24 protein-coding genes and 1 pseudogene are annotated in these 24,509 nt (G+C 71.7%); 11 read left to right on the top strand and 14 right to left on the bottom strand.

Annotation, left to right across the window (positions count from 1 at the left end):
- Nucleotides 1–14: 14 nt before the first annotated feature.
- The 3 genes from ACWEN3_RS01585 to ACWEN3_RS01575 are packed head-to-tail and all read left to right on the top strand — an operon-like array spanning nucleotide 15 to nucleotide 3,669.
- Nucleotides 15–1,661 (top strand): V-type ATP synthase subunit A, encoded by a 1,647-nt coding sequence (locus ACWEN3_RS01585; RefSeq protein ID WP_452964236.1) that lies wholly within the window; start codon nucleotides 15–17, stop codon nucleotides 1,659–1,661.
- The gene (locus ACWEN3_RS01580; protein WP_452964234.1) at nucleotides 1,658–3,052 is read left to right on the top strand and encodes a V-type ATP synthase subunit B; all 1,395 of its coding nucleotides are present in this window, start codon (nucleotides 1,658–1,660) and stop codon (nucleotides 3,050–3,052) included. Before ACWEN3_RS01585 ends, ACWEN3_RS01580 begins: the two co-directional genes overlap by 4 nt.
- Complete coding sequence (locus tag ACWEN3_RS01575) at nucleotides 3,049–3,669, top strand: V-type ATP synthase subunit D (protein ID WP_452964232.1); 621 nt, start codon at nucleotides 3,049–3,051, stop codon at nucleotides 3,667–3,669. The genes ACWEN3_RS01580 and ACWEN3_RS01575 overlap by 4 nt, the downstream gene beginning before the upstream one ends.
- A 64-nt stretch (nucleotides 3,670–3,733) precedes the next feature.
- Here the strand turns inward: ACWEN3_RS01575 and ACWEN3_RS01570 are convergent, their stop codons facing one another.
- On the bottom strand, nucleotides 3,734–4,156 hold the full coding sequence (locus ACWEN3_RS01570) for an Hsp20/alpha crystallin family protein (RefSeq protein WP_452964229.1): 423 nt from the start codon (nucleotides 4,154–4,156) through the stop codon (nucleotides 3,734–3,736).
- A gap of 163 nt (nucleotides 4,157–4,319) precedes the next feature.
- Here ACWEN3_RS01570 and ACWEN3_RS01565 point away from each other — a divergent pair, with 163 nt between their 5' ends.
- The 8 genes and pseudogenes from ACWEN3_RS01565 to ACWEN3_RS01530 all read left to right on the top strand — a co-directional run bounded on the left by ACWEN3_RS01565 (nucleotide 4,320) and on the right by ACWEN3_RS01530 (nucleotide 12,663).
- Nucleotides 4,320–5,705: a nicotinate phosphoribosyltransferase gene (locus tag ACWEN3_RS01565; protein ID WP_452964226.1), complete on the top strand. Its 1,386-nt coding sequence runs from the start codon at nucleotides 4,320–4,322 to the stop codon at nucleotides 5,703–5,705.
- A 205-nt stretch (nucleotides 5,706–5,910) separates the two neighbouring features.
- Nucleotides 5,911–6,093 (top strand): annotated as a pseudogene (locus ACWEN3_RS01560) (DUF1918 domain-containing protein); the annotation flags it as partial.
- Between the two features lie 16 nt (nucleotides 6,094–6,109).
- The gene (locus ACWEN3_RS01555) at nucleotides 6,110–6,988 is read left to right on the top strand and encodes a universal stress protein (protein ID WP_452964223.1); all 879 of its coding nucleotides are present in this window, start codon (nucleotides 6,110–6,112) and stop codon (nucleotides 6,986–6,988) included.
- A 30-nt stretch (nucleotides 6,989–7,018) separates the two neighbouring features.
- Nucleotides 7,019–8,008, top strand: coding sequence for an Acg family FMN-binding oxidoreductase (locus ACWEN3_RS01550; RefSeq protein ID WP_452964221.1), 990 nt, complete (start codon nucleotides 7,019–7,021; stop codon nucleotides 8,006–8,008).
- A 39-nt stretch (nucleotides 8,009–8,047) separates the two neighbouring features.
- A complete protein-coding gene (locus ACWEN3_RS01545) occupies nucleotides 8,048–8,506 on the top strand; it encodes a CBS domain-containing protein (RefSeq protein WP_452964218.1) in 459 nt (152 codons plus the stop codon).
- Nucleotides 8,496–11,354 carry a cation-translocating P-type ATPase gene (locus tag ACWEN3_RS01540; protein ID WP_452964215.1) on the top strand — a complete coding sequence of 953 codons (2,859 nt, stop codon included), beginning with the start codon at nucleotides 8,496–8,498 and terminating at the stop codon, nucleotides 11,352–11,354. The genes ACWEN3_RS01545 and ACWEN3_RS01540 overlap by 11 nt, the downstream gene beginning before the upstream one ends.
- On the top strand, nucleotides 11,351–12,010 hold the full coding sequence (locus ACWEN3_RS01535) for a potassium channel family protein (RefSeq protein WP_452964212.1): 660 nt from the start codon (nucleotides 11,351–11,353) through the stop codon (nucleotides 12,008–12,010). The genes ACWEN3_RS01540 and ACWEN3_RS01535 overlap by 4 nt, the downstream gene beginning before the upstream one ends.
- Nucleotides 12,007–12,663 carry a potassium channel family protein gene (locus tag ACWEN3_RS01530; protein ID WP_452964210.1) on the top strand — a complete coding sequence of 219 codons (657 nt, stop codon included), beginning with the start codon at nucleotides 12,007–12,009 and terminating at the stop codon, nucleotides 12,661–12,663. Before ACWEN3_RS01535 ends, ACWEN3_RS01530 begins: the two co-directional genes overlap by 4 nt.
- A gap of 29 nt (nucleotides 12,664–12,692) precedes the next feature.
- On the opposite strand, the gene ACWEN3_RS01525 is transcribed toward ACWEN3_RS01530, so the two are convergent.
- The 13 genes from ACWEN3_RS01525 to ACWEN3_RS01465 form a co-directional block, all read right to left on the bottom strand.
- Entirely contained in the window at nucleotides 12,693–13,136 is a 444-nt protein-coding gene (locus ACWEN3_RS01525) for a universal stress protein (RefSeq protein WP_452964207.1), read from the bottom strand.
- Nucleotides 13,137–13,338: 202 nt separating this feature from the next.
- On the bottom strand, nucleotides 13,339–14,217 hold the full coding sequence (locus tag ACWEN3_RS01520) for a universal stress protein (RefSeq protein WP_452964204.1): 879 nt from the start codon (nucleotides 14,215–14,217) through the stop codon (nucleotides 13,339–13,341).
- A gap of 122 nt (nucleotides 14,218–14,339) precedes the next feature.
- The gene (locus tag ACWEN3_RS01515; protein ID WP_452964202.1) at nucleotides 14,340–14,819 is read right to left on the bottom strand and encodes a hydrogenase maturation protease; all 480 of its coding nucleotides are present in this window, start codon (nucleotides 14,817–14,819) and stop codon (nucleotides 14,340–14,342) included.
- Nucleotides 14,816–16,168, bottom strand: a complete 1,353-nt coding sequence (locus ACWEN3_RS01510) for a Ni/Fe hydrogenase subunit alpha (protein ID WP_452964200.1) — start codon at nucleotides 16,166–16,168, stop codon at nucleotides 14,816–14,818. The genes ACWEN3_RS01515 and ACWEN3_RS01510 overlap by 4 nt, the downstream gene beginning before the upstream one ends.
- Nucleotides 16,169–16,191: 23 nt before the next feature.
- Nucleotides 16,192–17,040 carry an NADH-quinone oxidoreductase subunit B family protein gene (locus ACWEN3_RS01505; RefSeq protein ID WP_452964197.1) on the bottom strand — a complete coding sequence of 283 codons (849 nt, stop codon included), beginning with the start codon at nucleotides 17,038–17,040 and terminating at the stop codon, nucleotides 16,192–16,194.
- A 1-nt stretch (nucleotide 17,041) separates the two neighbouring features.
- Nucleotides 17,042–17,860, bottom strand: coding sequence for an FAD/NAD(P)-binding protein (locus ACWEN3_RS01500; protein WP_452964194.1), 819 nt, complete (start codon nucleotides 17,858–17,860; stop codon nucleotides 17,042–17,044).
- Complete coding sequence (locus tag ACWEN3_RS01495) at nucleotides 17,857–19,041, bottom strand: 4Fe-4S dicluster domain-containing protein (RefSeq protein WP_452964192.1); 1,185 nt, start codon at nucleotides 19,039–19,041, stop codon at nucleotides 17,857–17,859. Before ACWEN3_RS01495 ends, ACWEN3_RS01500 begins: the two co-directional genes overlap by 4 nt.
- A gap of 220 nt (nucleotides 19,042–19,261) precedes the next feature.
- Nucleotides 19,262–19,873, bottom strand: a complete 612-nt coding sequence (locus ACWEN3_RS01490; protein WP_452964189.1) for a hypothetical protein — start codon at nucleotides 19,871–19,873, stop codon at nucleotides 19,262–19,264.
- Between the two features lie 146 nt (nucleotides 19,874–20,019).
- A complete protein-coding gene (locus tag ACWEN3_RS01485; protein WP_452964309.1) occupies nucleotides 20,020–20,265 on the bottom strand; it encodes a ferredoxin in 246 nt (81 codons plus the stop codon).
- A 5-nt stretch (nucleotides 20,266–20,270) separates the two neighbouring features.
- Entirely contained in the window at nucleotides 20,271–21,614 is a 1,344-nt protein-coding gene (locus ACWEN3_RS01480; protein WP_452964188.1) for an NADH-ubiquinone oxidoreductase-F iron-sulfur binding region domain-containing protein, read from the bottom strand.
- On the bottom strand, nucleotides 21,611–22,342 hold the full coding sequence (locus tag ACWEN3_RS01475) for a ferric reductase-like transmembrane domain-containing protein (RefSeq protein ID WP_452964185.1): 732 nt from the start codon (nucleotides 22,340–22,342) through the stop codon (nucleotides 21,611–21,613). The genes ACWEN3_RS01480 and ACWEN3_RS01475 overlap by 4 nt, the downstream gene beginning before the upstream one ends.
- Nucleotides 22,339–23,286, bottom strand: coding sequence for an FAD:protein FMN transferase (locus ACWEN3_RS01470; protein ID WP_452964183.1), 948 nt, complete (start codon nucleotides 23,284–23,286; stop codon nucleotides 22,339–22,341). Before ACWEN3_RS01470 ends, ACWEN3_RS01475 begins: the two co-directional genes overlap by 4 nt.
- Nucleotides 23,287–23,943: 657 nt before the next feature.
- Nucleotides 23,944–24,509, bottom strand: a 566-nt coding sequence (locus ACWEN3_RS01465; protein WP_452964181.1) for a sensor histidine kinase, incomplete at its 5' end; no start/stop codon positions are given.

The following is a 24,509-nucleotide window of genomic DNA, read 5'->3' as shown; positions in this document are numbered from 1 at the left end:
CTGCCACGACGGCCATGCACGACCTGGTCGCGCTCGGTGCGGCCCGGCTGCCGGGCGAGGTCGTCGCCATCCACGGCGACACAGCCACCGTCCAGGCCTACGAGTACACCGGCGGGCTGGCCCCCGGCCATCCCGCGGAGCCCCAGGGGCGGCCACTGTCGGTGCGGTTGACCCCCGATCTCCTCGGCGGTGTGTACGACGGTCTGCTGCGGCCCCTGGCCGGCATCGGCGACCTTCTCACGACCAGCGGGTCTCAGAGCGGCGAACGAGATCTTGTCGATCGGCCGTTCTCGCCGTCGATGCCGAAGGGAGCCTCGGTCGAGCCCGGCGACGTCCTCGGAGAGATCGGCGCGAGTGTACGGCTGCGGCTTCTGGCGCCGCCGGACCGGTCCGGCAAGGTGACACGGATCGCGAGGGAGGGCGAGTACTCCGCGGACGACGTACTGGCAGTGGTCGGCGGGTACGAGGTGCGCATGACGCAGTCGTGGCCCGTGCGCAGGCCACGACCGGTGGCCGGCCGGTTGCCGGCGGACATGCCCTTGAACACCGGACAGCGCGCCGTGGACCTCCTCTTCCCGGTGGCGCGCGGCAGCGCGGTTGCCGTCCCCGGCGGCTTCGGCACCGGCAAGACCATGCTGCTGCAGCAGATCGCCAAGTGGTGCGACGCGGATGTGATCGTCTACGTCGGCTGCGGCGAGCGCGGCAACGAGATGGCGGACGTCATCGAGGAACTGGCGGAGCTGGTCGACCCACGGACCGGGGGCCGGCTGGCGGAGCGGACGGTGACGATCGCGAACACCTCCAACATGCCGATGATGGCCCGCGAGGCCAGTGTGCACACGGGCGCGACGGTCGCGGAGTACTTCCGCGACATGGGTCTTGCCGTCGTACTCATCGCCGACTCGACCTCCCGCTGGGCGGAGGCACTGCGCGAGTTCGCCTCCCGTATGGGCGAACTCCCGGCCGAGGAGGGCTATCCGGCGGGGCTGGCCTCCCAGCTGGCCGCGTTCTACGAGCGGGCGGCGACCGTTCGCACGCTCGGCGGCACGACCGGATCCGTCACCGTGATCGGCGCGGTGTCCCCGCCGGGCGGCGACCGCACCGAGCCCGTCACCGCGCACACCGAGCGGTTCGTCCGGTGCCTGTGGAGCCTGGACCGCGAACTCGCCTACGCCCGCCACTATCCGGCCGTTTCGTGGTCGGAGTCCTTCTCCCGGGACGCCGCCGCACTGGCCGTCGCGCATGCGCGGGCCGGTGACCCCGAGTGGGCCGAGCGGCGCGGGCGCGTGGCGGGGCAGCTGGCGGAGGCGGACCGCTTGGCGGACCTGGTCGAACTGGTCGGCATCACCGCTCTGCCGCCCCGCGAGCGGATCACCGTGCTGGCCGGTCGGCTGCTGCGTGAGGCCGTGATCCAGCAGAACGCGCTGTCCCCGGCGGACGCCTACAGCACGCCCGAGAAGACGGCGGCCTTGGTGGAGGCTGTGCTGGCCGTGATCGACCGCTGTCTGGAGCTGGTGGACTCCGGTACCCAGGCGGATGCCGTCGAAGCGGTCGACTTCACCCCCCTCCTCCGGGCGCGGGAGCAGGCGGGCCCCGCGGAGACCGCTCCGGTGACGGCGGCCCGTGACCTCGTGCTGGCCCGGCTCAAGGAGACGACGTGAGCGGCGCGGTCGGCATCGAGTACACGGGCGTGCGGGAGTTGCGCGGCCCGCTGGTGGTCGTCGAAGGGGTGAGCGGGGTGGGCTGGGACGAGTTCGCCACGATCGTCCTGGACTCCGGTGAACGACGCCACGGCCTGGTCCTGGAGGTGGACCACGCGCTCGCGGTGGTGCAGGTGCTGGAGGACACGGCCGGTATGAACCGTTCCGGCACCCGTGTCGCCTTCTCGGGGACGCCGCTGCGGATTCCGGTGGGCGGCGGGTGGCTGGGGCGGGTGTGCAACGGCCGGGGCGAGCCCGCGGACGGCGGACCGCCGGTGCTCGGTGAATCGTACGCGGCGGTCGGCGGCGCGCCGATCAACCCGGTACGCCGGGAACCACCGGACGAGCCGGTGCTCACCGGCGTGGGCGCCGTGGATGTGCTGACCACGCTGGTGCGGGGCCAGAAGCTGCCGGTGTTCTCGACGGCCGGCCTTCCGCACCTGGAACTGGCCGTACAGATCGCGGCTCAGGCGACCTGCGGGGGTGAGCCGTTCGCCGTCGTTTTCGCCGGGATGGGGCTCACCCACGCCGACACGGCGTTCGTCCGTGACGGGCTCGCCGCGCGTTCCGCCGCACGGGAACTGGTCCTGTTGCTCAACACCGCCGACGACCCGGTGATCGAACGGCTGCTCACCCCACGACTCGCCCTGACCGTCGCCGAACAGCTGGCCTTCGTGGAAGGCCGGCACGTGCTGGTGGTGATGACGGACATGACCGCCTACGCCGAAGCACTGCGCGAAGTGTCCGCGGCACGCGGCGAGATACCGGCTCGGCGCGCCTATCCCGGCTACCTCTACAGCGACCTCGCCTCCCTCTACGAACGCTGCGGCCGGATCCGGGGGCGACCGGGGTCGGTCACCATCGTGCCGGTGCTCACCATGCCCGCGGGCGACATCACCCATCCCGTCCCCGACCTCACCGGCTACATCACGGAAGGCCAGATCGTGCTCTCGGCCGAGGTGCAGGCCACCGGCGTCTATCCGCCCGTGGATCCGCTCTCCTCGCTCTCACGCCTCATGCGCAAGGGAACCGGAGCGGGACGGACGCGCCCCGACCATCCGGCCGTCGCAGCACAGCTGATCGCCGCCCTGGCCCGGTCCCGGCAGGTGGCGGAACTCGCCGACCTCATCGGCCGTTCCGCGCTCAGCCCCACCGATCTGCGCCACCTGGACCTGGAGGACGCCTTCCGGCACCGGTTCCTCGCGCAACGCAATGACGAGAACAGGCCGTTGGAGGAATCTCTGGACCGCGCCTGGGAGGTGCTGCTCACCCTGCCACGCAGCCAGCTCGGCATGCTCCCGGCCGACCTGCTCGACGTCCATGCTCCGCCACGAGGCGAGGAGCCGCAATGAGCCCGCGGCGCCGCCGGGCTCCGGCAGGACGAGCCGGGCGCCTGCGGCTGCGCCGCAATCTCGCCACAGCGGTGCGCGGGGCCGACCTGCTGGAACGCAAACTCCGTCTCCTGCTGGACCGCGAGCAGACGGCACGGCGGGCAGCAGAGGACGCGGACCACGTGTGGAGGGGAAAGCTGGCCGACGCGGACACCTGGCTGCTCCGAGGGGTGCTGCTGGGCGGCGAACACGCGCTGGTCCAAGCGGCGCCGGCGAACCGGGCGCGTGTCGACATCCAGTGGGCCGCACTCATGGGCGTACGCCATCCCGCGGCAGTGGAGTGGAAGGCCCCCGTACGCTCCCCTGCGGAGCCCACTCCGCCCAACACGGCACTCTCACAAGCCGAGACGGCGTACCGTGCCGCGGTCGGGGCCGCGGCGGACCTCGCCGCCCACAGGGCGGCCGCCGACCTGCTGGCCGCCGAAGCCGGAAGGACGCGGCAGCGGGTCCGCGCCCTGCGCCGGCACTGGATCCCTCGCTTGCGGGAAGAACTCGCAGCGCTGGAGCTGGCGTTGGAAGAGTCCGAACACGAAGAAGCAGTCCGGCGCCGCTGGGCGGCCGACCGCGCCGATCAGTGACACGCCGCACACCGGGTGCCAACGGCGGGCCCGAGCGAGGCCCGCCGTACAGCGCCGGCCGCCGTCAGGTGCCGTGCTTGATCTCCACGTGCTTCGCCTCCGCCTTCTGGGTGCCCAGGCCCACGCTGATGGTGAGCATGCCGTCGGTGTAGTCGGCCTTGACGTCGTCGTCGTCGGCGCCGGGCGGCAGCGACACGCTGCGGCTCATCGCGCCGTACCGGATCTCACTGTGGTTCTTGGTGATCTCTTTCTCGGTGCGTTCGGCCTGGACCGTCAGCACGCCGTCAGTGATGAAGACGTCAATGTCGTCGGGCCCCATACCTGGAAGCTCCGCCCGCATCACATAGCGGTCGTCCTGCGTGTAGTCCTCGATCCGGACCGTGTACAGGTCCCCCATCGTGGGCATCGCGAACCGGGCCGGAAGGTTCTCGAACCAGTCCGGCATCTCCGGGAACGCGAACCTCTGCTTGCGTGGCTGCGTGGTCATCGCCATGCCTCCTAGGCTGTCCGGACACCTCCAGTTCAGCGCGCGGCGACATCTGGCGCTGAGGCCGAACAGCCCACACACAGGAGTCCTCTGGTCCCTTTCGTCCCGTGGGGTCACGGTCAGACTGAACCCAAGGGACGCACGAGACCCGGCGGCGATCACCATGTCCGACGTCAGCACCACCGACCTCTACGAGGTGACCATGGCCATGTCCTACCTCCGGGAGGACATGTGGTCACCGGCCACCTTCAGCCTCTTCGTCCGGGATCTTCCGCCCGGCCGGGGCTTCCTGGTCGCCGCGGGCCTGGAATCCGCCCTGGAGTTCCTGAGCGGCTTCCGCGTGGAGCGGGAAGACGTCGACGTATTCGCGGACGCCCTGCATCGCCCTGCCGTGGATCTCGAACCACTCCTCGGTCTCGTCTTCGAGGGCGAGGTGCGCGCGGTTCCGGAGGGGCACGTGGTGTTCGCCGGTGAGCCGCTGCTGGAGGTGACCGCGCCGCTGCCGCAGGCACAGCTCGTGGAGACGTACCTGCTGAACCAGCTCTGCCACCAGACGGCGGTGGCGTCCAAGGCGGCACGCTGTGTCCTGGCCGCCGCCGGCAGGCAGGTCATCGACTTCTCGCTGCGCCGCACGCACGGACCCTGGGCGGGGCTGCAGGCCGCCCGGCTGGGCGCCATGGTGGGCTTCGCGGGCACCAGCAACGTCGCCGCCGCCACCTCACTCGGCATTCCTGCCTCGGGCACCATGGCCCACTCCTACATCGAGGCCTTCCCCGGCGAGGAGGAGGCGTTCCGTGCCTTCGCACGCTGTCACCCCGGTCCGGTCACCTTCCTCGTCGACACCTACGACACGGAGGAGGGCGTGCGCATCGCCTCCCGTGTCCTGAACGACCTGCGGCGCGGCCCCGGCTGCGGGATCCGCCTGGACAGCGGCGACCTCGACGCACTCTCGCGGCGGGCACGCGCCCTTCTGGACGCCGCCGGACTGACCGGCGTGCAGATCGTGGCCAGCGGCGGACTGGACGAGTACGGCGTGGACCGGCTGGTGCGCGCCGGTGCCCCGATCGACGTGTACGCCGTGGGCACGAAGGCGGGCGTCGCTGCGGACGCCCCGTACCTGGACGCCGCGTACAAACTCGTCGAGTACGACGGCTGTCCCGTGATGAAGCTGTCCTCGGCAAAAGTTACGGCCCCGGGCCGCAAGCAGGTCTTCCGCCGACCCGGGCGGCCCGACCTCATCGCCCTGGCGACCGAGAAGCCGCCGGACTCCGCACAGCCACTGCTGCACCGGGTCATGCGTGATGGGCACCGGACACGCTCGCCGGACCACTGGCAGGACGCACGTCGGCGATTTCGCGAGGACATAGACGGCGTGCCCGGACCAGCACGCCGGATCGAGAACCCCGAGCCGGTCCGCCCGGTCCGGTCCGAGAACCTCGAATGGCTGACGGCCTCGGTACGGGCCGACATCGAAGCCCGCCTGTGCCCGAGCCGTCGCACGGACAGGGTCGGCTCCCACGCGACGACGGTCTCGGCCTCCCGAGACTGACCGGCCGTGTTCCGGCGAAGGGTCGGCAGGTCCCCCGCGGGGACCAATGGCCCCTGGCAGGCCCACGCCGCCGGAGCCTTCCATGGAGGAGGCGGTGGCACCCCTTCCGCGCCACCGCAGGGAGGAGGCGAGGGCGATGACCGCTCCCGCTCCAGCGAAGAAGAACCACCGGGCTGTGACCGGCCCCGAGGCGACCGGCGCTTCCATGCGCGCCCGGGTGGGCGACGAGATCGTCGTACGCGGGACCACGGCCGGGGTCGTCGCACGGGACGGCGAGATCGTCGGCCTCCATCATCCCGACGGCAGTCCGCCCTACGACGTGCGCTGGGCCGAGGACGGACGGGTGACCCTGTACTTCCCGGGTCCTGACGCCTACATCCGGCACCTGGTCATGGCGGGCGAACATGTCCCGGCCCGGTGACCGCCGACCGGTCGTGGTGGGAGTGGATCCTGATCCGGCCCATCGGATGGCACTGGCCTGGGCGGCGGACGAGGCCGCCCGCCGCCGGCTGCCGTTGCGCGCCGTCCACGTCGAGGGAGTTCCCACCAGGGGCTACCGGAGGCGGGAGGTCCCGCCGTCGTGGGAGGAGTGGAACGAGGCACTGCACAAGGCGGGGCAGCAAGTGCTCTATGAAGCCGTGGACTTCGTGGCCGCCCGGCACCCGCAGCTCGACGTCGAGGCTCTGCTCGCGGAAGGCGACCCGGTGTGGGTACTGCGCGAGGAGAGTCGGGACGCCACCGCCGTCGTGCTGGGATCGCGCCACCTGAGCCGGAAGCAGGAGGTGTTCGGCTCCGCGTCGGTCGCCCTGCCGCTCATGGCCCATACGCGCTGTCCCCTGGTGGTCGTCCCCGAGCCGGAGCACGTCACCCAGGAGCCCGCGTACTTCGTCGTCGGCGTCGACGGCAGCGAACACTCCGGTGCCGCGGTCGACGTGGCGTTCGAGGAGGCGGCCCTGCGCGGCGCCGAGCTGCGGGCCCTGCTCGTGTGGGAGCCCGGGCCGCTCAGGATCTTCGACGAGCACGAGCCGCAGCAGGAGTCCCGGCGGCTGCTGTCCGAGATCGTTGCAGGCCGCCACGCCCGCTACCCCGAGGTCGACCTGCGCCACGAGGTGCTCGTCGGGCACCCCGTCCAGGTGCTCGCCGACGCCTCGGCGCACGCGCTGGGCCTGGTGGTGGGGACCCGTGGCCGTGGAGGCTTCGCCGGCATGCTGCTCGGCTCGGTCAGCCAAGGCGTACTGCACCACGCGAGTTGCCCTGTCATCGCGGTCCCGACCCATGGGTGAGCCACCGCACCGGCACGAAGGAAGGCCACCGTGACTGCAGAACCTCCTGAGGTGCACGCCGTCGCCGCGCTCGTGACGGAGGCCACCGCGGCGCCCTCACTGCACAACGCCCAGCCCTGGGCGTTCCGCTACCTGCGCGACGTCGGCGTCCTGCGTCTGTACGCCGACCCGGAGCGCGCACTGCCGCACATCGACCCGGACCGCCGAGGCCTGCACATCGGCTGCGGCGCCGCGCTGATGAACCTGCGCGTGGCCGCCGCGGCGGCGGGGCTGGCACCGGTGGTCCGGCTACTGCCCGACCCCGCCTACCCAGAGCTCCTCGCCGAGGTGCATCTGTGCGGCAGCGGCACGCCCGACGGGGCGCTCGCCCAGCTGAACCCGGCGATCCGCCGCCGTCACTCCAGCCGTCTCCCCTTCCGCGACGAGGGAATCCCCGCCGCCGTGCGGGAGAGGCTGTCCGAAGCGGCCCGCGACGAGGGGGCCCAGCTGTCGTTCCCCGGCGCATGGCATGTGCGGTCGATCCTGGAGCTGGTGCGGGACGCCGAGGACAGGGAGGCGCTGGCCCCGGACGTACGTGAGGAAGCGGCACGCTGGACGCACACCGAGCTGCCCCATGCCGCCGAGGCGGCCGACGGCATCTCCGGTGAGGCGTTCGGCCCCCGGCAGCGCGGTACCTCGGCCCCGGTGCGGGACTTCGCCGCCGGCCGCCCGATGCCCGGACGCGCCTGGGCGTCCTTCGAGAAGAACCCGAACATCGCCCTGCTCGGTACGGCCCACGACGGCCCTCCGGACTGGCTCCTGACCGGTCAGGCACTGGAGCGGGTCCTGCTCCGGGCCACCACGGACGGGCTGGTCTCCTCCCTCACCTCCCAGCCCCTGGAGTGGCCCGAGACCCGGTGGGCCGTCCGCGATCCCGTGTCGGCCATGGCCCACGTCCAGATGGTGATCCGGCTCGGCTACGGCCCCGAAGGTCCAGCGAGCCCACGGCGACCCGTGGCCGATGTGCTCGACGTCCTCTGACGCGGCCGGGTACCGGTCGCCCGGCGCGAGGAGAGCAGCATGAAGGTCTCCGAGGTGATGACCGCTCCACCGGTGTGCGTACCGCCCCACGCCTCCGTGGCCGACGTGGCCCGCCGGATGTCCGAGCGCGCGGTCGGCTCCGTCCTCGTGACCGAGGACGGAGCACTGCGCGGCATAGTCACCGACCGCGACCTGGTCGTTCGCGGCATGAGCGGCGGAGTGAGCACGGAGGCTCCGGTGGAGTCGGTCATGTCGGCCCGAGTCATCACCGTGGAAGCGGCCGACGACCTCCAGGTCGCCTACCGGACGTTTCGGCGCACAGGAGTCCGCCGGCTTCCCGTGCTGGACGCGGGCCGGGTGGTCGGCGTGCTGACGATCGACGACCTGTTCCTCGACGTCTTCCGTCGCCTCGCCGATATGCTGGGCCCGGTCGCCTGGAGCGTCCTGCAGGAGCCACCGGGCCCTCGCTCCGAGGCTGGAGCCCTGCATGAGCCCTGACCCGGCCCGGCGGGCAACTGCCGCTCTGCGCGAGGACAGCCGGCCCGCGGGCGGCACTGCGACCGCGCGGGAGCCGCCCCCGGACAGGCCGGTCGCCACCGCGTCCTCCCTCCCCTCTCTGACGGTGTCCGACGTCTTCGCCGCCATGGGCAGCTCGCCCCGGGGCCTCACCTCGGCCGAGACGACCGCGCGACAGGACCGGTACGGTCCCAACGAACTGCCCGGCGTGAGCCACGGCCATATATGGCGTCGTCTCGTCGCTCAGTTCACCGACCTGTTCGCTGTCGTCCTGCTCGTCTCCTCGGCCATCACGTTCCTCGCCTACCTGCTGGGGCAGCCCCGGGATCCAGCCACCCTCCAGCTCGCCCTGGCGATCCTCGGGGTCGTGCTGCTGAACGCCGGGATCGGTTTCGCGCAGGAGTACTCCGCGGAACGTACGGCCGAGTCCTTGCAGGCGATGGTGCCGCACACCTGCCGTGTGCTGCGTGACGGGGAGCGGCGGGAGCTTCCCGCGCGGGATCTCGTACCGGGGGATGTGGTGGTCCTGGAGGCCGGGGACGCGATACCGGCCGACTGCCGGCTGGTCGAGGCTCAGGAAACCACCGTCAACAACGCGGCGCTCACCGGCGAGAGCGACCCCGTGGCCCGGGTCGCGGAACCCGTGCCGTCGACGCCGCCCCTTCAGGCGCGCAACTGCGTCTTCATGGGCACCGACCAGGTCGCGGGCACGGGCAAAGGCGTCGTGATCGCGACGGGTGCGGCCACCGAGTTCGGACGCATCTTCCGGCTCACCGCCGCCGCCCCGCGGCAGCAGACCCCACTGCAGCGCCAGGTCGCCGTCATGGCCCGCCGGGTGGCGGGCGTGGCACTGGCGACCGGAGCCGTGCTGTTCGCGGTGCGCGTGCCCAGCGGGCAGCCGTTCGTCGACACGTTCGTCTTCTCGCTGGGCGTGATGGTCGCCCTCGTGCCGGAGGGGCTTCCCGCCACGCTCTCCGTGTCCCTGGCGATCGGCGTGCGGCGCATGGCTCGTCGGCACGCGCTTGTCAAGCAACTGCTCGCGGTGGAGGCGCTGGGCTCGACCAGTGTGATCTGCACCGACAAGACCGGCACCCTCACACAGGCCGAGATGACCGTCGTACAGCTGTGGGCGGACGACGTTTCGCACGCTGTGACCGGAGTGGGGTTCGCGCCGGTCGGCGAGATCACCGACCCGGGGCCCTCGCGGGAGCTGCTGCGGGGGGCGGCTCTGTGCAGCAACGCCCGGCTGGTCCCGCCGGCCGGACGGGATCAGTGGCGGGTGTTGGGCGACACCACGGAGGGCGCCCTGCTGGTGGCCGCCGCGAAGGCGGGCCTGGACCCGGCACAGGAGGAGGCCCTGACGCCTCGGGTCGCGGAGCACCCTTTCGACTCCGCCCGCAAGCTGATGAGCACCGTGCACCAGGCCGGCGACGGCACCTACCTCGCGTATGCCAAAGGCGCACCGCTCGAACTGCTGGGCCGCTGTGACACCATCGACCGGAGCGGAACGCGAACACCGCTGACGGACACCGCCCGCGCGCGGGTGGCTGCGGCCGCGGACGGCATGGCCGGGCAGGGTCTGCGCGTACTGGCCGTCGCGAGACGGCAGGTCTGCGGTCCACAACTTGCCGTCGGGGACGTCGAGTCCGAACTGACGCTGCTGGGGCTGACCGGGATGTACGACCCGCCCCGGCCGGAAGTCCAGGAGGCGGTGGACTCCTGCCGACGGGCCGGGATCCGCATCGTCATGGTCACCGGCGACCACCCTCTCACCGCGGAGGCCGTCGCCCGCCGTGTCGGCATCGTGCGCGAGCCGGCCCCGACCGTGACGACAGGCGCCGCACTGGACGTGCTGGACGAGAGCGGCCTCGACGCTCTGCTGGCGGGCTCCACCGAGCTGCTGCTGTGCCGGGTCAGTCCGGAGCACAAGATGCGGGTGGTCACGGCGCTGCAGCGGCGTGGCGAAGTCGTCGCCGTCACCGGCGACGGAGCCAACGACGCCCCCGCCCTCAAGCACGCCGACATCGGTGTCGCCATGGGCGCCTCCGGTACCGACGTCGCCCGTGAGGCCGCCGTGATGGTGCTGCTCGACGACTCGTTCGCCTCCATCACCACCGCGGTGGGACTGGGCCGCTCCGTCTACCGGAACATACGCAAGTTCCTGATCTACCTCTTCAGCCACAACATCGCCGAACTCGTCCCGATCCTGGCGGCGACGTTCACCGGATTCCCGCTCGTGCCGATCACGGCCGTGCAGATCCTCGCCATCGACCTCGGCTCCGACGTGCTGCCCGCCCTCGCGCTCGGCGCGGAGCCGATGGAGCCCGATGTCATGAACAGCCCACCGCGGCCGCGCCAGGAGCGGCTGTTCTCAACCGCTGTGATGGGCCGCATCCTCTTCCTCGGCGGCATCCAGGCCCTCGGTGTGTGCGCGGTCTTCTTCTGGCACATCCGCGCCTCCGGCATCCCCTACGCGGACTTCACCAAAAGCGATCCCGTCTACCGGGAAGCCATCACCATGGTCCAGGCGGGCATCGTCGTCAGCCAGTTCTTCAACGCCCTCGCCGTGCGCACCGACCGGCAGAGCGTCTTCCGTGCCGGTCTGCTCGGCAATCCGTGGCTGCTGGCCGCCGGTTGCTTCGGCATCGGGCTCATGGCCGCCATCAGTTACGCACCACCGCTTCAGGCAATCTTCCACACCGCTCCCCTGTCCCCCGCCGACTGGGCGGTACTGGCCGCGTTCGGAGCGCTGCTGCTGGTCGCCGAGGAACTGCGGAAGTGGGTACTGCGACGCCGGAGTTCGGCATCCCCGAAAGGAGCAACGCCATGAGGGTGGTCATCGCGGGCTGCGGACGAGTCGGGGCCGCTCTGGCCACGCAACTCGTCACCGAAGGTCACGACGTACGACTCATCGACCTGCAGCCCAAGGCACAGAGGAAGTTGTCGCCGGGCTTCCCCGGTGCTTTCCACGTGGGCAACGGCTTCAGCCGCGCAGCGCTGGAAACGGCCGGCATCGCTCACGCGGACGCGTTCGTCGCGGTCACCTCCGGGGACAACAGCAACATCGTCAGCGCGCGCACCGCCAAGGACACGTACCGGGTCCCGATCGTCCTCGCCCGCATCCACGATCCACGTCGCGCCGACATCTACCGGGAACTGGGAATCCCGACCATCTCGAGCGTCCGCTGGGCCGTGGGCCGCATCCATCAGATGCTGCTGCACCGCCACCTCAGCCCCGAAGTCTCCTTCGGCAACGGCGAGACGCTCCTCGTCCGCTCCCAGCTGCCGTCATATCTCGTCGGGCGCCAGGTCACCGACTTCGACGTCGACGGCGAGATCCGGGTCGTGGAGATCACCCGCGGCGGCCGCTCCCTGCTGCCCGCGCACGGTGTCCTGGCAGAGTCCGGCGATCTGGTCACCTTCAGCGTCGCCGCGACCGCGCTGGGCCGGCTGAGCGGCTTTCTCGACAAGGAGCTGGGAACGTGAAGGTCATGATCGCGGGCGCGGGCCGGCTGGGCACCCGGATCGCCCAGGTCCTGTCCGCCGCGCGCAACGACGTCACCCTCATCGAGCACGACGACGACCGGGTGTCCGAGCTGGAAGACCTGCCGCATGTGCGGGTCGTGGCCGGGGACGCCTGCGAGCCGGGTCTGCTGGAACACGCGGGAGCCCTCGCCTGCGACCTCGTCATCGCCGCCACCGGCCGCGACGAGGACAACCTCGTCATCAGCCTGCTGGCGAAGCGGCAGTTCGGAGTGGGGCGGGTGGCCGCGCGCGTCAACGACGCGGAGAACGCCTGGCTCTTCGACCGAAGATGGGGCGTGGATGTGGCGGTGCCCGCGGCCACTCCGCTGATCTCCCTGATCGAGGAGGCCACCGGCGCCACGGACACGGTGGCTCTGCTGCGGCTGAGCAAGGCAGGAGTCGAGGTCATCGAGACCGCCATCACGGAGCGCTCCCGGGCCGCGGGGCGCACCCTGGGCGAGATCACCCTGCCCACGGGCACCGTGGTCGCCACCGTCGTACGCGACGGCCGGCCCACGGTTCCCGGACCCGCGATGCAGCTGCTTCCCGGCGACGAACTCCTGCTCGTGTCGCACGAGGCGACCGAACAGGAGATCCATGCGGCCTTCCAGTGATCGAGGGGCAGGCCATCCCGGACCTCGGATCACTGCTTCCCCGGGCGCACGATCACGACCGGGCAGCTCGCGTGCTGGGACACGTGCTGGCTGACGGAGCCGAGCAGGGCGGCGGCGAACCCACCTCTGCCCCGGCTGCCGACCACCAGGACATCAGCACCCTCGGCGGCCCGCAGCAGAACGTCCGCGGGGTTGCCGTGGACCACAGCGGTCCGGACCGAGCCCGCAGCGTCCGGGCCGAGCACGTCGGTCAGCTCCAGTTCCACCTTCTGCCGGGTCTCGTCCACGTCCACGTCCATGTCCACGGCGGGCGCCGACCATCCGTACAGGCCCGGCAGCTCCCACGCCGCGACCGCGTCCACGGTGCCACCGATCAGGCCCGCGTAGTGCACTGCCCAACGCAGTGCCTCGTACGAGGACTGAGACCCGTCGACGCCGACCACCACCCGCCGCTCGGAGACATGATTGTTCATGCGTCCCACCTCTTCTGTGCCGCCCACCTGGCTGGGTCCGCTCTTGTCTCCCACGCTGCGGGACGCATGGCCTCAGCGCCAGCGAACAACGTCCGGCGGCATGACGGGCGACGGTACGCGCCCTCGGCACCCCTACTTCACCGGTGAGCGGGACTCGAAGCATGCGCTGACCCCACACATATATATCGTCATCCGGAACCGCTCACTGCCTCTGAGGGACGACCGCGACCGGACACTCGGAGCGGTGCAGGAGCGCATGACTCACGCGTCCGAGCTGGAACCCGAAGGCGTTCGTTCGGCGCCGTGCCCCCACGATCACCAGGTCGGCAGCGGCCGACCGGTCCACGAGGATCCTGGCGGCTGCTCCTTCCGGCGTCGCCGGGCGTGTGCGGACATGCGGATACTCGTCGATCGCAGCCTTGAGCCGAGCCTCGACGACGGCGGAGGCACGCTCCTCGTATGTGTCCGCCGGACTTCCTGCATGTATCCGGTTGCCGTTCCTGTCGAAGGCGGGCCTGCGCCAGGCATGCACCACGTCCAGGACGCAGCCGCGCACCTCGGCCTCCCGGAAGGCGTACCGCACGGCCTCAGTGCTCGTGTCGTCAGCGTCGCCGATGCCGAGCAGGATCCGCTCATGTGTGCCCGCGAGCCCCGCCGGATCGCCCCGGACGACGATCACAGGGCTGTGCGACCGAGCCGCCACGGCCAGAGAGATCGACCCGAGAAGCAGCCCCTTCACCTCGCCCCGGCCCCGCGAACCCGTCACGACCGTGAAGGCCTGATCGCCCTCCCGAACGAGAGCGTCCACCGGGTCCTCCGGGACGATGTCGGTGGTGACCTTCACATCCGGGTTGCGCCGCTCGGCGCGATCGGCCGCCGAGGCCACGATGTGCTCGGCCAGCACCTGGCCGGAGGGGCGCCCCGGGCCCACTGAGGGAAGGCCGACCTCGTAGCGCTCCCAGAGGGAGGCGTACACGAACCTGAGCGGAAGACCGTGGCGGTCGGCCTCGTCCACGGCCCAGTCGACCGCAGTGAGGCACGAGTCCGATCCGTCGACGCCTACCACCAGAGGAAGTGTCATCGTCCCCACCGCCTTTCATGGGGCCGCCCTTCACGCAGCACATGAGGGTGACTTTCACGGTCGCACCCCTGTGGGCGAGGTCGCGAGGGCGTTTCGGCCCGTGCCGGAGGACCTTCGGCCCCCTACCGTTCGTGGTCGCGTTCGTGCGCCTGCCGCACTGAAGCGATGACCCGGTCGATCAGTTCGGGGAGAGCCGACCGCACCGCTTCGCTCAGGTGCGCGCCGAGTTCGACGTCGGTCACCTCCATGGCGTGCACCACGAGTCTCGGTGGCAGCCGGTCGAGGGCTTCCGCCAGAGCGAGGCACTCACCGAGGCCGAGCGCATGCGTACTCGCCGTAGGCGCCGTTCGGGCGGCCGCGTCCGCCGCCGTGAGGGCGTGCAGCTCTCCTGGCCGACCCGGCCGTGCCCGGAGGGCTTCCACCACGATCACCGTGTCCGCGCCGCGCCACAGGTCGAGCATGCGGGCAGGCTCTCCGTCGCTGACGGTCAGAGCCGTTCCATCGGGAACCCGGCCCCGCAGTGCCTCCACAGCCGTCGGGCCGACCCCGTCGTCACCACGCAGGGGATTACCCACACCGATCACCACGACCCGGCCACTCATGTGCGTTCCACCGTCACGTCGAGGAAATGGGCGGCGCAGGAGATGCACGGATCGTGGTTGCGGATGGCCCGTTCGCACAGACGGGTGAGCTCGTCGTCGTCAGCGGCGGGCCCGGCCCTGTCCAAGCGTGTCTGAACCGCCCGGCGCACATCCTCCTCGATGGCGGTCTGGTTCTGCGCCGTGGGTGGGACAATACGCGCTTCGGTCACCGAGCCGTCCCCGGTAAGGGCGTAGCGATGGTAGAGCAGGCCCCGGGGCGCCTCAGTGGCCCCGACGCCGACACCCCGGCGTGGCGGGACCTCGACGGCCGGCCGGGGCGGGCGTTCGTATCCGGCGATGATTTGGAGGGCCTCCTCGACGGCCTGCACCACCTCGACGGCCCGTACGACGATGCTGCGGAAGGGGTTGTCGCAGAGGGCACCGGTCGCCGGATCACCCAGGCCGGCTTCCCGCGCCGCCTCGGCGGCGACGGGGTGCAGCCAGCGGCCGTTGAGCGCATAGCGGGCCAGCGGGCCGGTCAGGTAGCGACGGCCGTCGAGCTCGGCCGTCAGGGCGGTGGAGTGGGGTACCTGCTCCTCTTGGACGTGCTGTTCGAAGTCGGACAGACAGAACTCACGCAGCGCCAGGCTGTCGCCGTTGCCGTGTCCGGTCATGACCGCCGGTGTTCCGCAGTCGATGGCGTAGCGGCCGGGGTCGCGCAGAGCCAGCAGGTCGTGGTCGCACACGGCGTCCGGGAAGTCGAACGACGCGACCCAGCGCACCGTCTCCAGCGCGTCGTCCCGGGCTTGCCGCAGCCGTTCCGTGAGTGGGCGGAGTTCGTCCGGCGTCGGGGTCCGATAGAAACCGCCGATCCGGACGTTGACCGGGTGGATGGGGCGGCCGCCGAGCTGTTCGAGGATCGCGTTGCCGGTCTGTTTGATTCTCAGGCCGCGCTCGACGGCGGCTCGCTGGTCGCGCGCGAGTTCCACGACGTCGGCCCGCCCGAGGAAGTCGGGGGCGTGCAGCAGGTGGATGTGCAGGGTGTGGCTCTCGATCCACTCGCCGCAGTACAGCAGGCGGCGCAGTTCCGCGAGAGGGCCGTCCACCATGACGCCGCAGGCGTTCTCGATCGCCTGGCAGGCGCTCATCTGGTAGGCGACCGGGCAGATACCGCAGATGCGAGCGGTGATGTCGGGAGGCTCGGTGTGACCCCGGCCGGTCAGGAATGCCTCGAAGAAGCGCGGCGGTTCGTAGATGCGCAGCCGAGTCTCGGCGACCGAGTCCCCGTCGACGCGTAGGTGGAGGGCTGCCTCGCCCTCCACTCTGGCCAGCGCGTCCAGTCGCAGGACGCGGGTTCCGCGATGGTTCATGCGAGCCTTTCCGGGCGCGTTCTTCAGGCCGGAGGTTTCTGCTGCTCCTCGGGCGCGAGGTCGGGTACGGGGGCATATTCCGGCGATGCGGCGTTGAAGGTGCGGAAGACACGCTGGATGTCCCGCTCACTCATCCCGTCGCGGCGCAGCTGCGCGACCATGGAGCGCAGATTGGGCTTGCTCGACGGGCCGAAGCAGCCGTAGCAGCCGCGTCCGTAGGCGGGGCATATGGCACCGCACCCTGCGTGCGTGACCGGGCCCAGGCAGGGGGTGCCGTGAGCGACGGTGATGCACGTGGTGCCGCGCCTCTTGCATTCGAAGCAGACGCTGTGGTCGGAGATCTGGGGTTTGCGTCCGGCCAGGTGGGCGGTGACGACTTCAAGAAGCTGACGGCGGTCGATGGGGCAGCCGCGCAGTTCGAAGTCGACCGGCACATGGGCCGAGATCGGTGTCGAGGTCTCCAGCGTGGCGATGTACTCCGGCCGGGCGTACACCGCCGCGAGGAATTCGTCGACGTCGGCGAAGTTGCGCAGCGCCTGGATCCCGCCCGCGGTGGCGCAGGCTCCGATGGTGACCAGGTGCCGGGAGATGCGGCGGATGTGCTGGATCCGCTCGGCGTCCTCGGCGGTGGTGATCGACCCTTCGACCAGCGAAAGGTCGTACGGCCCCCGGCCGTCCAGCCGGGCACGCTCCCGGTCGGCGCCCTCGGCCGGAGTCATCTCCAGGAAGTGATCGATCCGTACGCGTTCGGTGAGGTCGAGGAGTTCGTCCTCGCAGTCCAGCAGAGTCAGCTGGCAGCCGTCGCAGGAGGCGAACTTCCACACGGCGAGCGTCGGCCGCGTGTCGGTGGCCGATTCGGGTTCGGTGACCATGTCACAACTCCCTGACGAGGAGCAGCCGGGCCACGCGGTCGTAGCGGACGACCGGTCCGTCGCGGCACAGCAGGAGCGGGCCGAGCTGGCAGTGGCCGCAGTGGCCGGTGGCACAGTGCATGGTTCGTTCCAAAGACACCTGGACGCGGTGCGGAACCAGACCCCGTGCCACAAGTTCGCGTGCGGTGTGACGCATCATGACCTCGGGTCCGCACACCAGCGCGCAACTGCGTGCGGGGCGTAGATCGAGACGGTCCAGGAGCGTGGTGACCACGCCCACCGCGCCCTGCCAGCCCGGGCCGGGCCGGTCGACGGTCGCCTCCACCCGGGCCTGACCGCGCCAGCTCTCGATGTCGTGGCGGTAGACCAGATCGGCAGGGGTGCGGGCGCCCACCAGGACCGTGAGGCGACCGTACGCGGCGGGCCGGCCCAGTACCTCGTGCACCACCGGCCGTAGCGGAGCCAGCCCGATGCCTCCGGCGACCACCAGAACGTCGTGGCCGGTCGCCGCTTCGAGGTCCCAGCCGGTGCCGTACGGCCCGCTGAGCCCGACGCTGTCGCCCGGGCGCAGCCGGTACAGCGCGGTCGAGACCGCACCCACCGCGCGCACGGTGTGCACGAGTCCCCCGTGGCGGCCGCGCAGGGCACTGGCGGAAATAGGCACTTCGCCGACCCCGAACACGTAGATCATCGCGAACTGCCCCGGTGAGAAGGGCCGGAGTTCTTCCCTGCTCGGTACCAGCTCGATCGACCGGGTGTCGGCGGTCTCGGCCCAGGTGTCGGCGACGCGGTATGCCAGCGGGGGCGCCACGGTGGTCATGGTGGCTCGGAGGCGGACGCCGGCTCCGCAGGCCGTGTCCAGTCGTGCAGGGCGGCCGCTTCCTCGGTGATGTCGATGCCGACGGGACACCATACGATGCAGCGTCCGCAGCCCACGCAGCCTGACGAGCCGAACTGGTCGTACCAGGTGCCGAGTTTGTGCGTCATCCACTGCCGGTAGCGGCTGCGCGAGGAGGCGCGCACCGGGCCGCCGTGCAGGTGGGAGAAGTCCAGGTCGAAGCACGAGTCCCACAGCCGCCACCGCTCCGCGTGGTCGCCGGTGAGGTCCGTGACGTCCTCGGTGGTGGTACAGAAGCAGGTCGGGCACACCATGGTGCAGTTGCCGCACGTCAGGCACCGCCCTGCCACGTCGTCCCAGCGAGGCGCGTCGAGCGTGCCGGCCATCAGCTCCCGCAGGTCGGCTTCCGGCATGGTCCTCCCCATGCGGTCCGCGGCGGCCGTGACGCCTGCGCGAGCCGTCTCCCGGGTTTCCGGATCGGCCGGACGAGCGGGCAGTTCGGCAAGGATCTCCGCGCCTTCCTGGCTGCCGCTGCGGACCCAGAAGCGGTGCCCGTCCCCGTCGACCACTTCGGTCATCACCAGGTCGTACCCGGGTCCGGCAGCGGGTCCGGTGCCCATCGAGACGCAGAAGCAGGTGGCGCCGGGCTCGCTGCACTCGGCCACGATCAGCAGGGCCCCGGAGCGACGCCCCTCGTAGCCGGGATCGCGGTACGCCCCACCGGTCAGCACCCGGTCCTGGACGGCGATGGCCCGCAGATCGCAGGGGCGCACGCCCAGGAAGGCGTACCGAGGCGGCACGGCCCGGTCGGCGGTGAGGACCAGCTCGCCCTCCACCCGGTCGGCGCTCCACTCCCGCACCCGCGACGGATGGAGGAAGGACTTCCACGACTGGGGGCCCGCCGCGTTCGCGAAGGCCGCGCCGTCCGACCGCTCCCTCAGCCGGTAGCGTCCGGCTTCCAGCTCCACACCCCATCCGTACGGCAACGCGTCGGCCGACCGCAGCTCCGCAAGCACGATGGCGCCGTCCCGCACGGTGGGTCCGACCACGGTGAAGCCGCGCCGGATCAGCACGTCCACGAGTGCGGCCATGCCGTCCTTGCCCATGACGAGCCCGTCGGACACGGGCGGCCGAGAGGCGTTCACATCGGCGTCGGTGCTCATGACCGACCTCCTTCGGCACAGCGGACGACACATGGAGCCCCGCCGTCCCCTCAGGCCCACGATCGCAGCATTTCCGCTGCGGCGCCGCGCCGACAGAGCCGGGTGGTACGTGCACGGGGTCCATTGGTCCCGTAGACCCGAGCCGGGCAGATGTGGTGGCAGAGAGCGACTACGGGCAGGCGGTCCGGCGACGACGCGCGGAGACGGACAAGCTCGCGCTCTACCTGCTCCAGCCGGAGACCAGGTGGACCCCGGCGAGCGCGACGATCAGGCCCGCGCCGACCGACAACGCAAGCAGGAACCAGCGGCCGACGCGTCGCGGGACAGCGATCCCGTGTCGCGCGGGACGGCGGCGCAGGTCGGCGCCGACAAGCCGGGGCAGGCGCCAGACATGTACAAGGACGTGCACAGTCATCACGGCGACCCAGCAGATGAAGCTGGCCTTGTGCAGCAGGAGCACCGGAAGGGGACCCGTGTCGGGTCCGAGCAGGGCCAGCGCCAGCCCCGTGCCCAGGACGGCGACGCTCGTGGCGACGACCAGGGGGCCGAGCACGCGCGGCAGTGGTGCCGGTGGCCCCTTGCGGCGGTATGCCGGCGATCCCGTGTAGTAGCGGTAGAAGCGGTAGCCGGTCGAGCCGATCTTGAGGCAGACCGGGCCGGTCAGCAGCAGCCCGATGAAGAAGTGAAGGGTGAGGAGTTGGCCGAGGAAGAGGATGGTGACGCCCTCGAGGGCGAACAGGGCCAGCAGCACCGCACCGGTCGCGGCGGTCAGCCGCTCGTTGCCCTCGGGGCCTGCGGACGTCGTGCCAGGTGGCTCAAACGTACTGTGCACCGGTGTCCGGCCGCCGATCACGGTCACTCGTCCGTCCTCCTGATGATCAGGCCCCGCCCAGCCCGGATGGCAATGCTGTTGTCGCGACTCCGGCACCGTGTGCCGGAGCGGGCAGAAGTATGTCTGACGTGGGGTTAAGGACTCGTTCACGTCCGCCGGGGCGGCTGCTGGTCGGGCACGCGCTCCGATTTCCGGTTCAGGCGCAGTGCCAAAGCCGGGCATGCGGCCACCGCGCGCCTGGCGTGACGGAGGGCTTCACCCGCGAGAGCGGACGATCCGACGATCGGATAGCCCCACTCGTCGAGCTCGACGAGTTCGGGAAGAAGCTCGGCGCACAGACCGTAGCCGGAGCATGCCATGCGGTCGATCCCGAGGGAGTGCGGGCGGGCCATGCCGTTCACCTCCACTCCGCGTCGTCCGGCGCCGGTGTCTCCGGGACGGGCATGACGGGGTCCTGTCCGGCCCCGGCGCACGGCCCGAGGCTCAGGTGGTGGCGTATGTCGTCGGCGAAGACGCGCAGGGCGGTCGCGGCGAATCGTGACGCGCCGTCAGGGTGTCGGCAGGCGCCGCGCCCGGCGAGCAGTCCCACGCGGCCCTCCAGCCGCCGTAGCGACTGCGGGTCCGGTCGGCCCCAGGCGAGGTCTGCGAAGTCCTCGGCGACCGCGGGCAGCCCGAACCGGCACGGTCCGCACTGCCGTGCGCTCTGCGCCGCGAGGTATCGGAGCGTCCTGGCCGCCTCGGCGAGACCGCAGGTGCGAGCGGGCAGCGCAACGAGCACTCCGGCACCGGGTCCCGCGCCGAGGGCCGCCAGGTCCTGCTTGGCGAACGGGATGTGCAGTGCGGGTGCCACCGGCAACCAGCTGCCGAAGAAGCCGCCCAGCAACAGGGCTCCGAGCGGTTCCGCGGCTCCCCCGGCGACGTCCAGCACCGCACCCAGCGGTAGGCCCATCGGCACTTCGTAGACGCCTGGCTCGCGTAGCGCACCGGAGAGGGTCATCAGCGTGGTGCCCGCGGCATCGGGACGTCCGGCGCTGCGGAACCAGCCGGGTCCGTACCGCGCGATCAGTGCGAGGTGGGCGAGTGTCTCTACGTTGTCGATGAGGGTGGGACGCCGGCCGACCCCCTTCTCGAAGGGGCGCGGCGGGGTCGCCGCCGGGCGGGCGTCGCCGCCGTTCAGCCACCGCACCAGTGATGTCTCCTCGCTGGAGACGTAGTGGTGGGGTAGTTCGTGCACCAGGACCGGGACCGGGTCCAGGCCCAGCCTCTGGCGTTGCGCGACGGCCTCGCGCAGGGCGTACGCCTGGTCCCGCCTGGTTCGCGGCAGGCACAGGTGTGCCACGTGGGCGCCCACCGCCGCGGCGGCCAGCACGGCGCCGTCCAACACCAGGTGCGGGGCGAGCTCCAGCAGGGTCTCGTCCTTGCGGCTGGCCGGTTCGCTCTCCATACCGTTGGCGACCACTACGGCGGTGCCTTTGCCGTCGGCCACGGTCCGCAGCTTGCGGCCGGTGGGGAAGGCGGCGCCGCCCCTGCCGGTCAGCCCGGCGTCGTCCACCGCGCGCAGCAGGCGGCCGGCCGCGTCCGCGGAGCGGGGCAACGGGGGTGGGCCGTACCGCCCGAGGTGTTCGTCCAGACCGGCCGCCTCGCCAGTGGCGTACCAGCCGTGGAGCAGCCGGGAGCCGTACGGGCCCGTCATTCCGTCACGTCCGCCGGAGGTCAGCAGGGTGGTCTGTCCGTCGGTCATTCGGACCCTCCCTCGTCGTCATCAGCGGACGCAGGGTGTACCGCGAACTTCGCGGGCGCGATGCCTCCCGCGCGGTGCGCCCACCCCGGTTGCAGCGGCCCGGAGCCAAGGAACGCGGTCAGCGCCACGGACACCGCCGCTACGGTGGCCCCCGCCCAGAGCCGTGCCGCGAGCCGGCCCGGGCCCGCCCGGAACAGCCGCCACCAGACGGCGGCGACCACGAGGGCGAGGCACACGGCGTAGAGGGCGAGTTGCAAGGTCAGCCGGGTGTCGGTGCCGGTCCCGGCCGCGTGGAAGAGTGCGATCGGCCAGGCACCGTAGGCCAGCCAGTGCACGGCCTTCCACCACCGCTGGCCCATCCGCAACCGCACCGCGCTCGTGGCCGCGACCGCGAGCAGCAGGTCGAACGCGACCGTGCCGAGCCCGAGCCAGAGCGGCCGGTAGGAGGAGGTGAACGGCACCACCGCCACCAGCCAGCCCAGGTGGACGAAGGTGTCGAGGATCGCGGTGACGATGTGCAGGACCAGGAAGGCCAGGGTGAGCACCGACAGGTTGCGGTGCAGCGCGCTCACCTCGAAGCGGGCGAGCCGCCGTGGCGTGTACCGGCCGCCCACGGCGATGCCGAGCGCGACGGTCGCAGTGAGCAGTACCAGGGCGACGGTGCCGCCGGCCCGGGTCGCGTACCACAACGGGCTGGGGCCGGCGGCCAGGGGAACGAGTCCGGTCATGGGGCGGCTACCAGGGTGTCCTCCGGCCAGCCGCAGACGCGCTCGACGGTGCCGTCCACGCGTACCAGCCGCGCGGGCAGCCCCGCCCTGCGCAGCCGGCCCAGGGCGCGTTCCCCCAGGACGACGGCCTCGGTGCTGGCGGTGTTGGCGTCCACGCAGCTGGCGGCTGCGACGCTGACGGTCCGCCACACCGGGACGGGTGTGTCGCCGGTGGCGGGGTCGACGATGTGATGCAGTCGGCGGTCCCCGCGGCGCCAGGCCCGCACCACGGTGCCGGAGGTGGCTAGCCCGCCCTCGGTGATGCTCACCGTGGGTCGGTAGACGGTGTCGGGCGCCGCGTGGTCGTCTGCGATGGCGACCCGCCAGCCTCCCTGCGGGGCCTCGCCCGCCACGGAGAGATCCCCGCCGAGGTTGACCAGAACACCGCAGCCCGCCACCTCGGCGGCACGGCGGGCGGTCCGGTCCGCAGCCAGGGCCTTGGCGGTCGCGCCAAGGTCGAGCGCGATGCCCCGGGGCAGCCGGAGCCTCCGGACGTCCCGGTCCCATGCCACCGCACGCCAGCCCGCTGACGGTCCGGCAGGGCGTACCGGACGCACATCCTGCGGTCGCAGCGCGGCGAACGTGACATCGTAACCGAGCGCGGTCACCGCGGTTCCAACGGTGAGGTCCACGACGCCTTCGGTCACCTCCGCCGCGTGCAGGGCCACGTCCAGTGCCTCGGCGAACAGGGCACTGACGTGGACGGCGGCGCCCTGTGCGGCGTTGGCGCGCGACAGTTCCGAGTCGGGCCGAAAGCGGCTGCACGCGGCGTCGATGGCAGCGAGTTCGGTGTCGAGCACCTGCCGTGCCGCGTCCATGCCGTCCGGGTCGGCGACGAGTAGCGAGGCGGTGGTGCCCAGCGCGGGGAAGACGGCAGAGGCCGGGCGAGTGGCGGCGGCCGTCATGACGCACCCGAGGTGGTGTGCGACGGCTGTGGTGTCGGTGCAGGGGGCTTCGTGACGGTGGGCGCGGGGGCGGCCCGACGCGGCGTGGACGGTGCGACGGGAGCCGTCCGTCGCTTCGGGACGGTCGCGCGCGGTGCCGGGCGGGAGGACTCTGCGCCGGTCCCGGGGGACGGAGTCTTCGACACGGCCGGCGCGGTCGACGCGGGTGCAGGCGTGACAGTCCGCGGCCGCGAGGTGTCACCGGGCTTCGGGGAGGACTTCCCGGGCAGGGCCTGGGCGTATCCGGCGGCGAGCGCCACGGAGCCGGCCGCCGCTGCGGCGGCCACCCAGCGGGTCGTGGTTCCGACCCGGCGCAGGCCGCGGTCACGGCGGCGCACGGCGCCGGGCGACGTGGGGTGGTCGGGACGGGGCACGGTTTCCTCCTCGGCCGTCGGCGTGCTGCTGCGAGGCGCTCGGCACCTCGCGGCCACGCCTGTGACTGTCCATCCACCAGCCTGCGCAGGCGTCTGTCGATATCCGGTTCAGGAATCCTTCAGAACCCGCAAAGATCGGTGAATGCACTGGTCAGACCGGTGAAGTGAGGTGCTCAGGACGGGCTGGCCGGTCAGGAATCGGCCCACCCGGGGCTCAGGCCTCGCTCGTCCTCGTACCGCCGGATCAGGACTCCCCGATCCGGTCGCGCCGGCGCCGGGACGCGGGCAGGGACAGCGCCAAGGTCAGTCCGCCGCCGGGCGAATCCAGCAGCTCGGCGGTACCGCCGTTGGCCGTGACCAGCCGGTGGACGATCGCCAGGCCCAGCCCGGTACCGCCGGCCTCGGCGTTGCCGAACCTGCGAAACGCGCTGTCTCGCGCGACCCGGCTCATCCCGGGACCGTTGTCGACGACCCGCAACAGAACGGCGCCGTTGTGCCGCTCGCCGGTGACCAGGACCCGACCGCCCTCCGGGACCGCGTCAAGAGCATTGGCGATCAGATTGTCGAGCACCTGCTCCAAATCACCCCCGCCGAAGGACGCGGTGAGACCGGGGCGGCAGTCGGCGGCGAGCCGGACCTGGCGGGCGTCGGCGACGGGCTCCCAGGCTGCGACCCGATCGGCCACCACCCGATCCACCGGAACCGGCACCGGCCGAGGCACCGCATGCTCGGCGCGCGCAACCGCCAGCAGCCCGTCCTGGAGCTGAAGAACCAGGGCATCACCTCGATCATCATCTCCCACAAGCTGGG

The sequence above is a fragment of the Streptomyces sp. NPDC004561 genome, from assembly GCF_053602155.1.
This window is presented reverse-complemented; position numbering and strand designations above follow the sequence as displayed.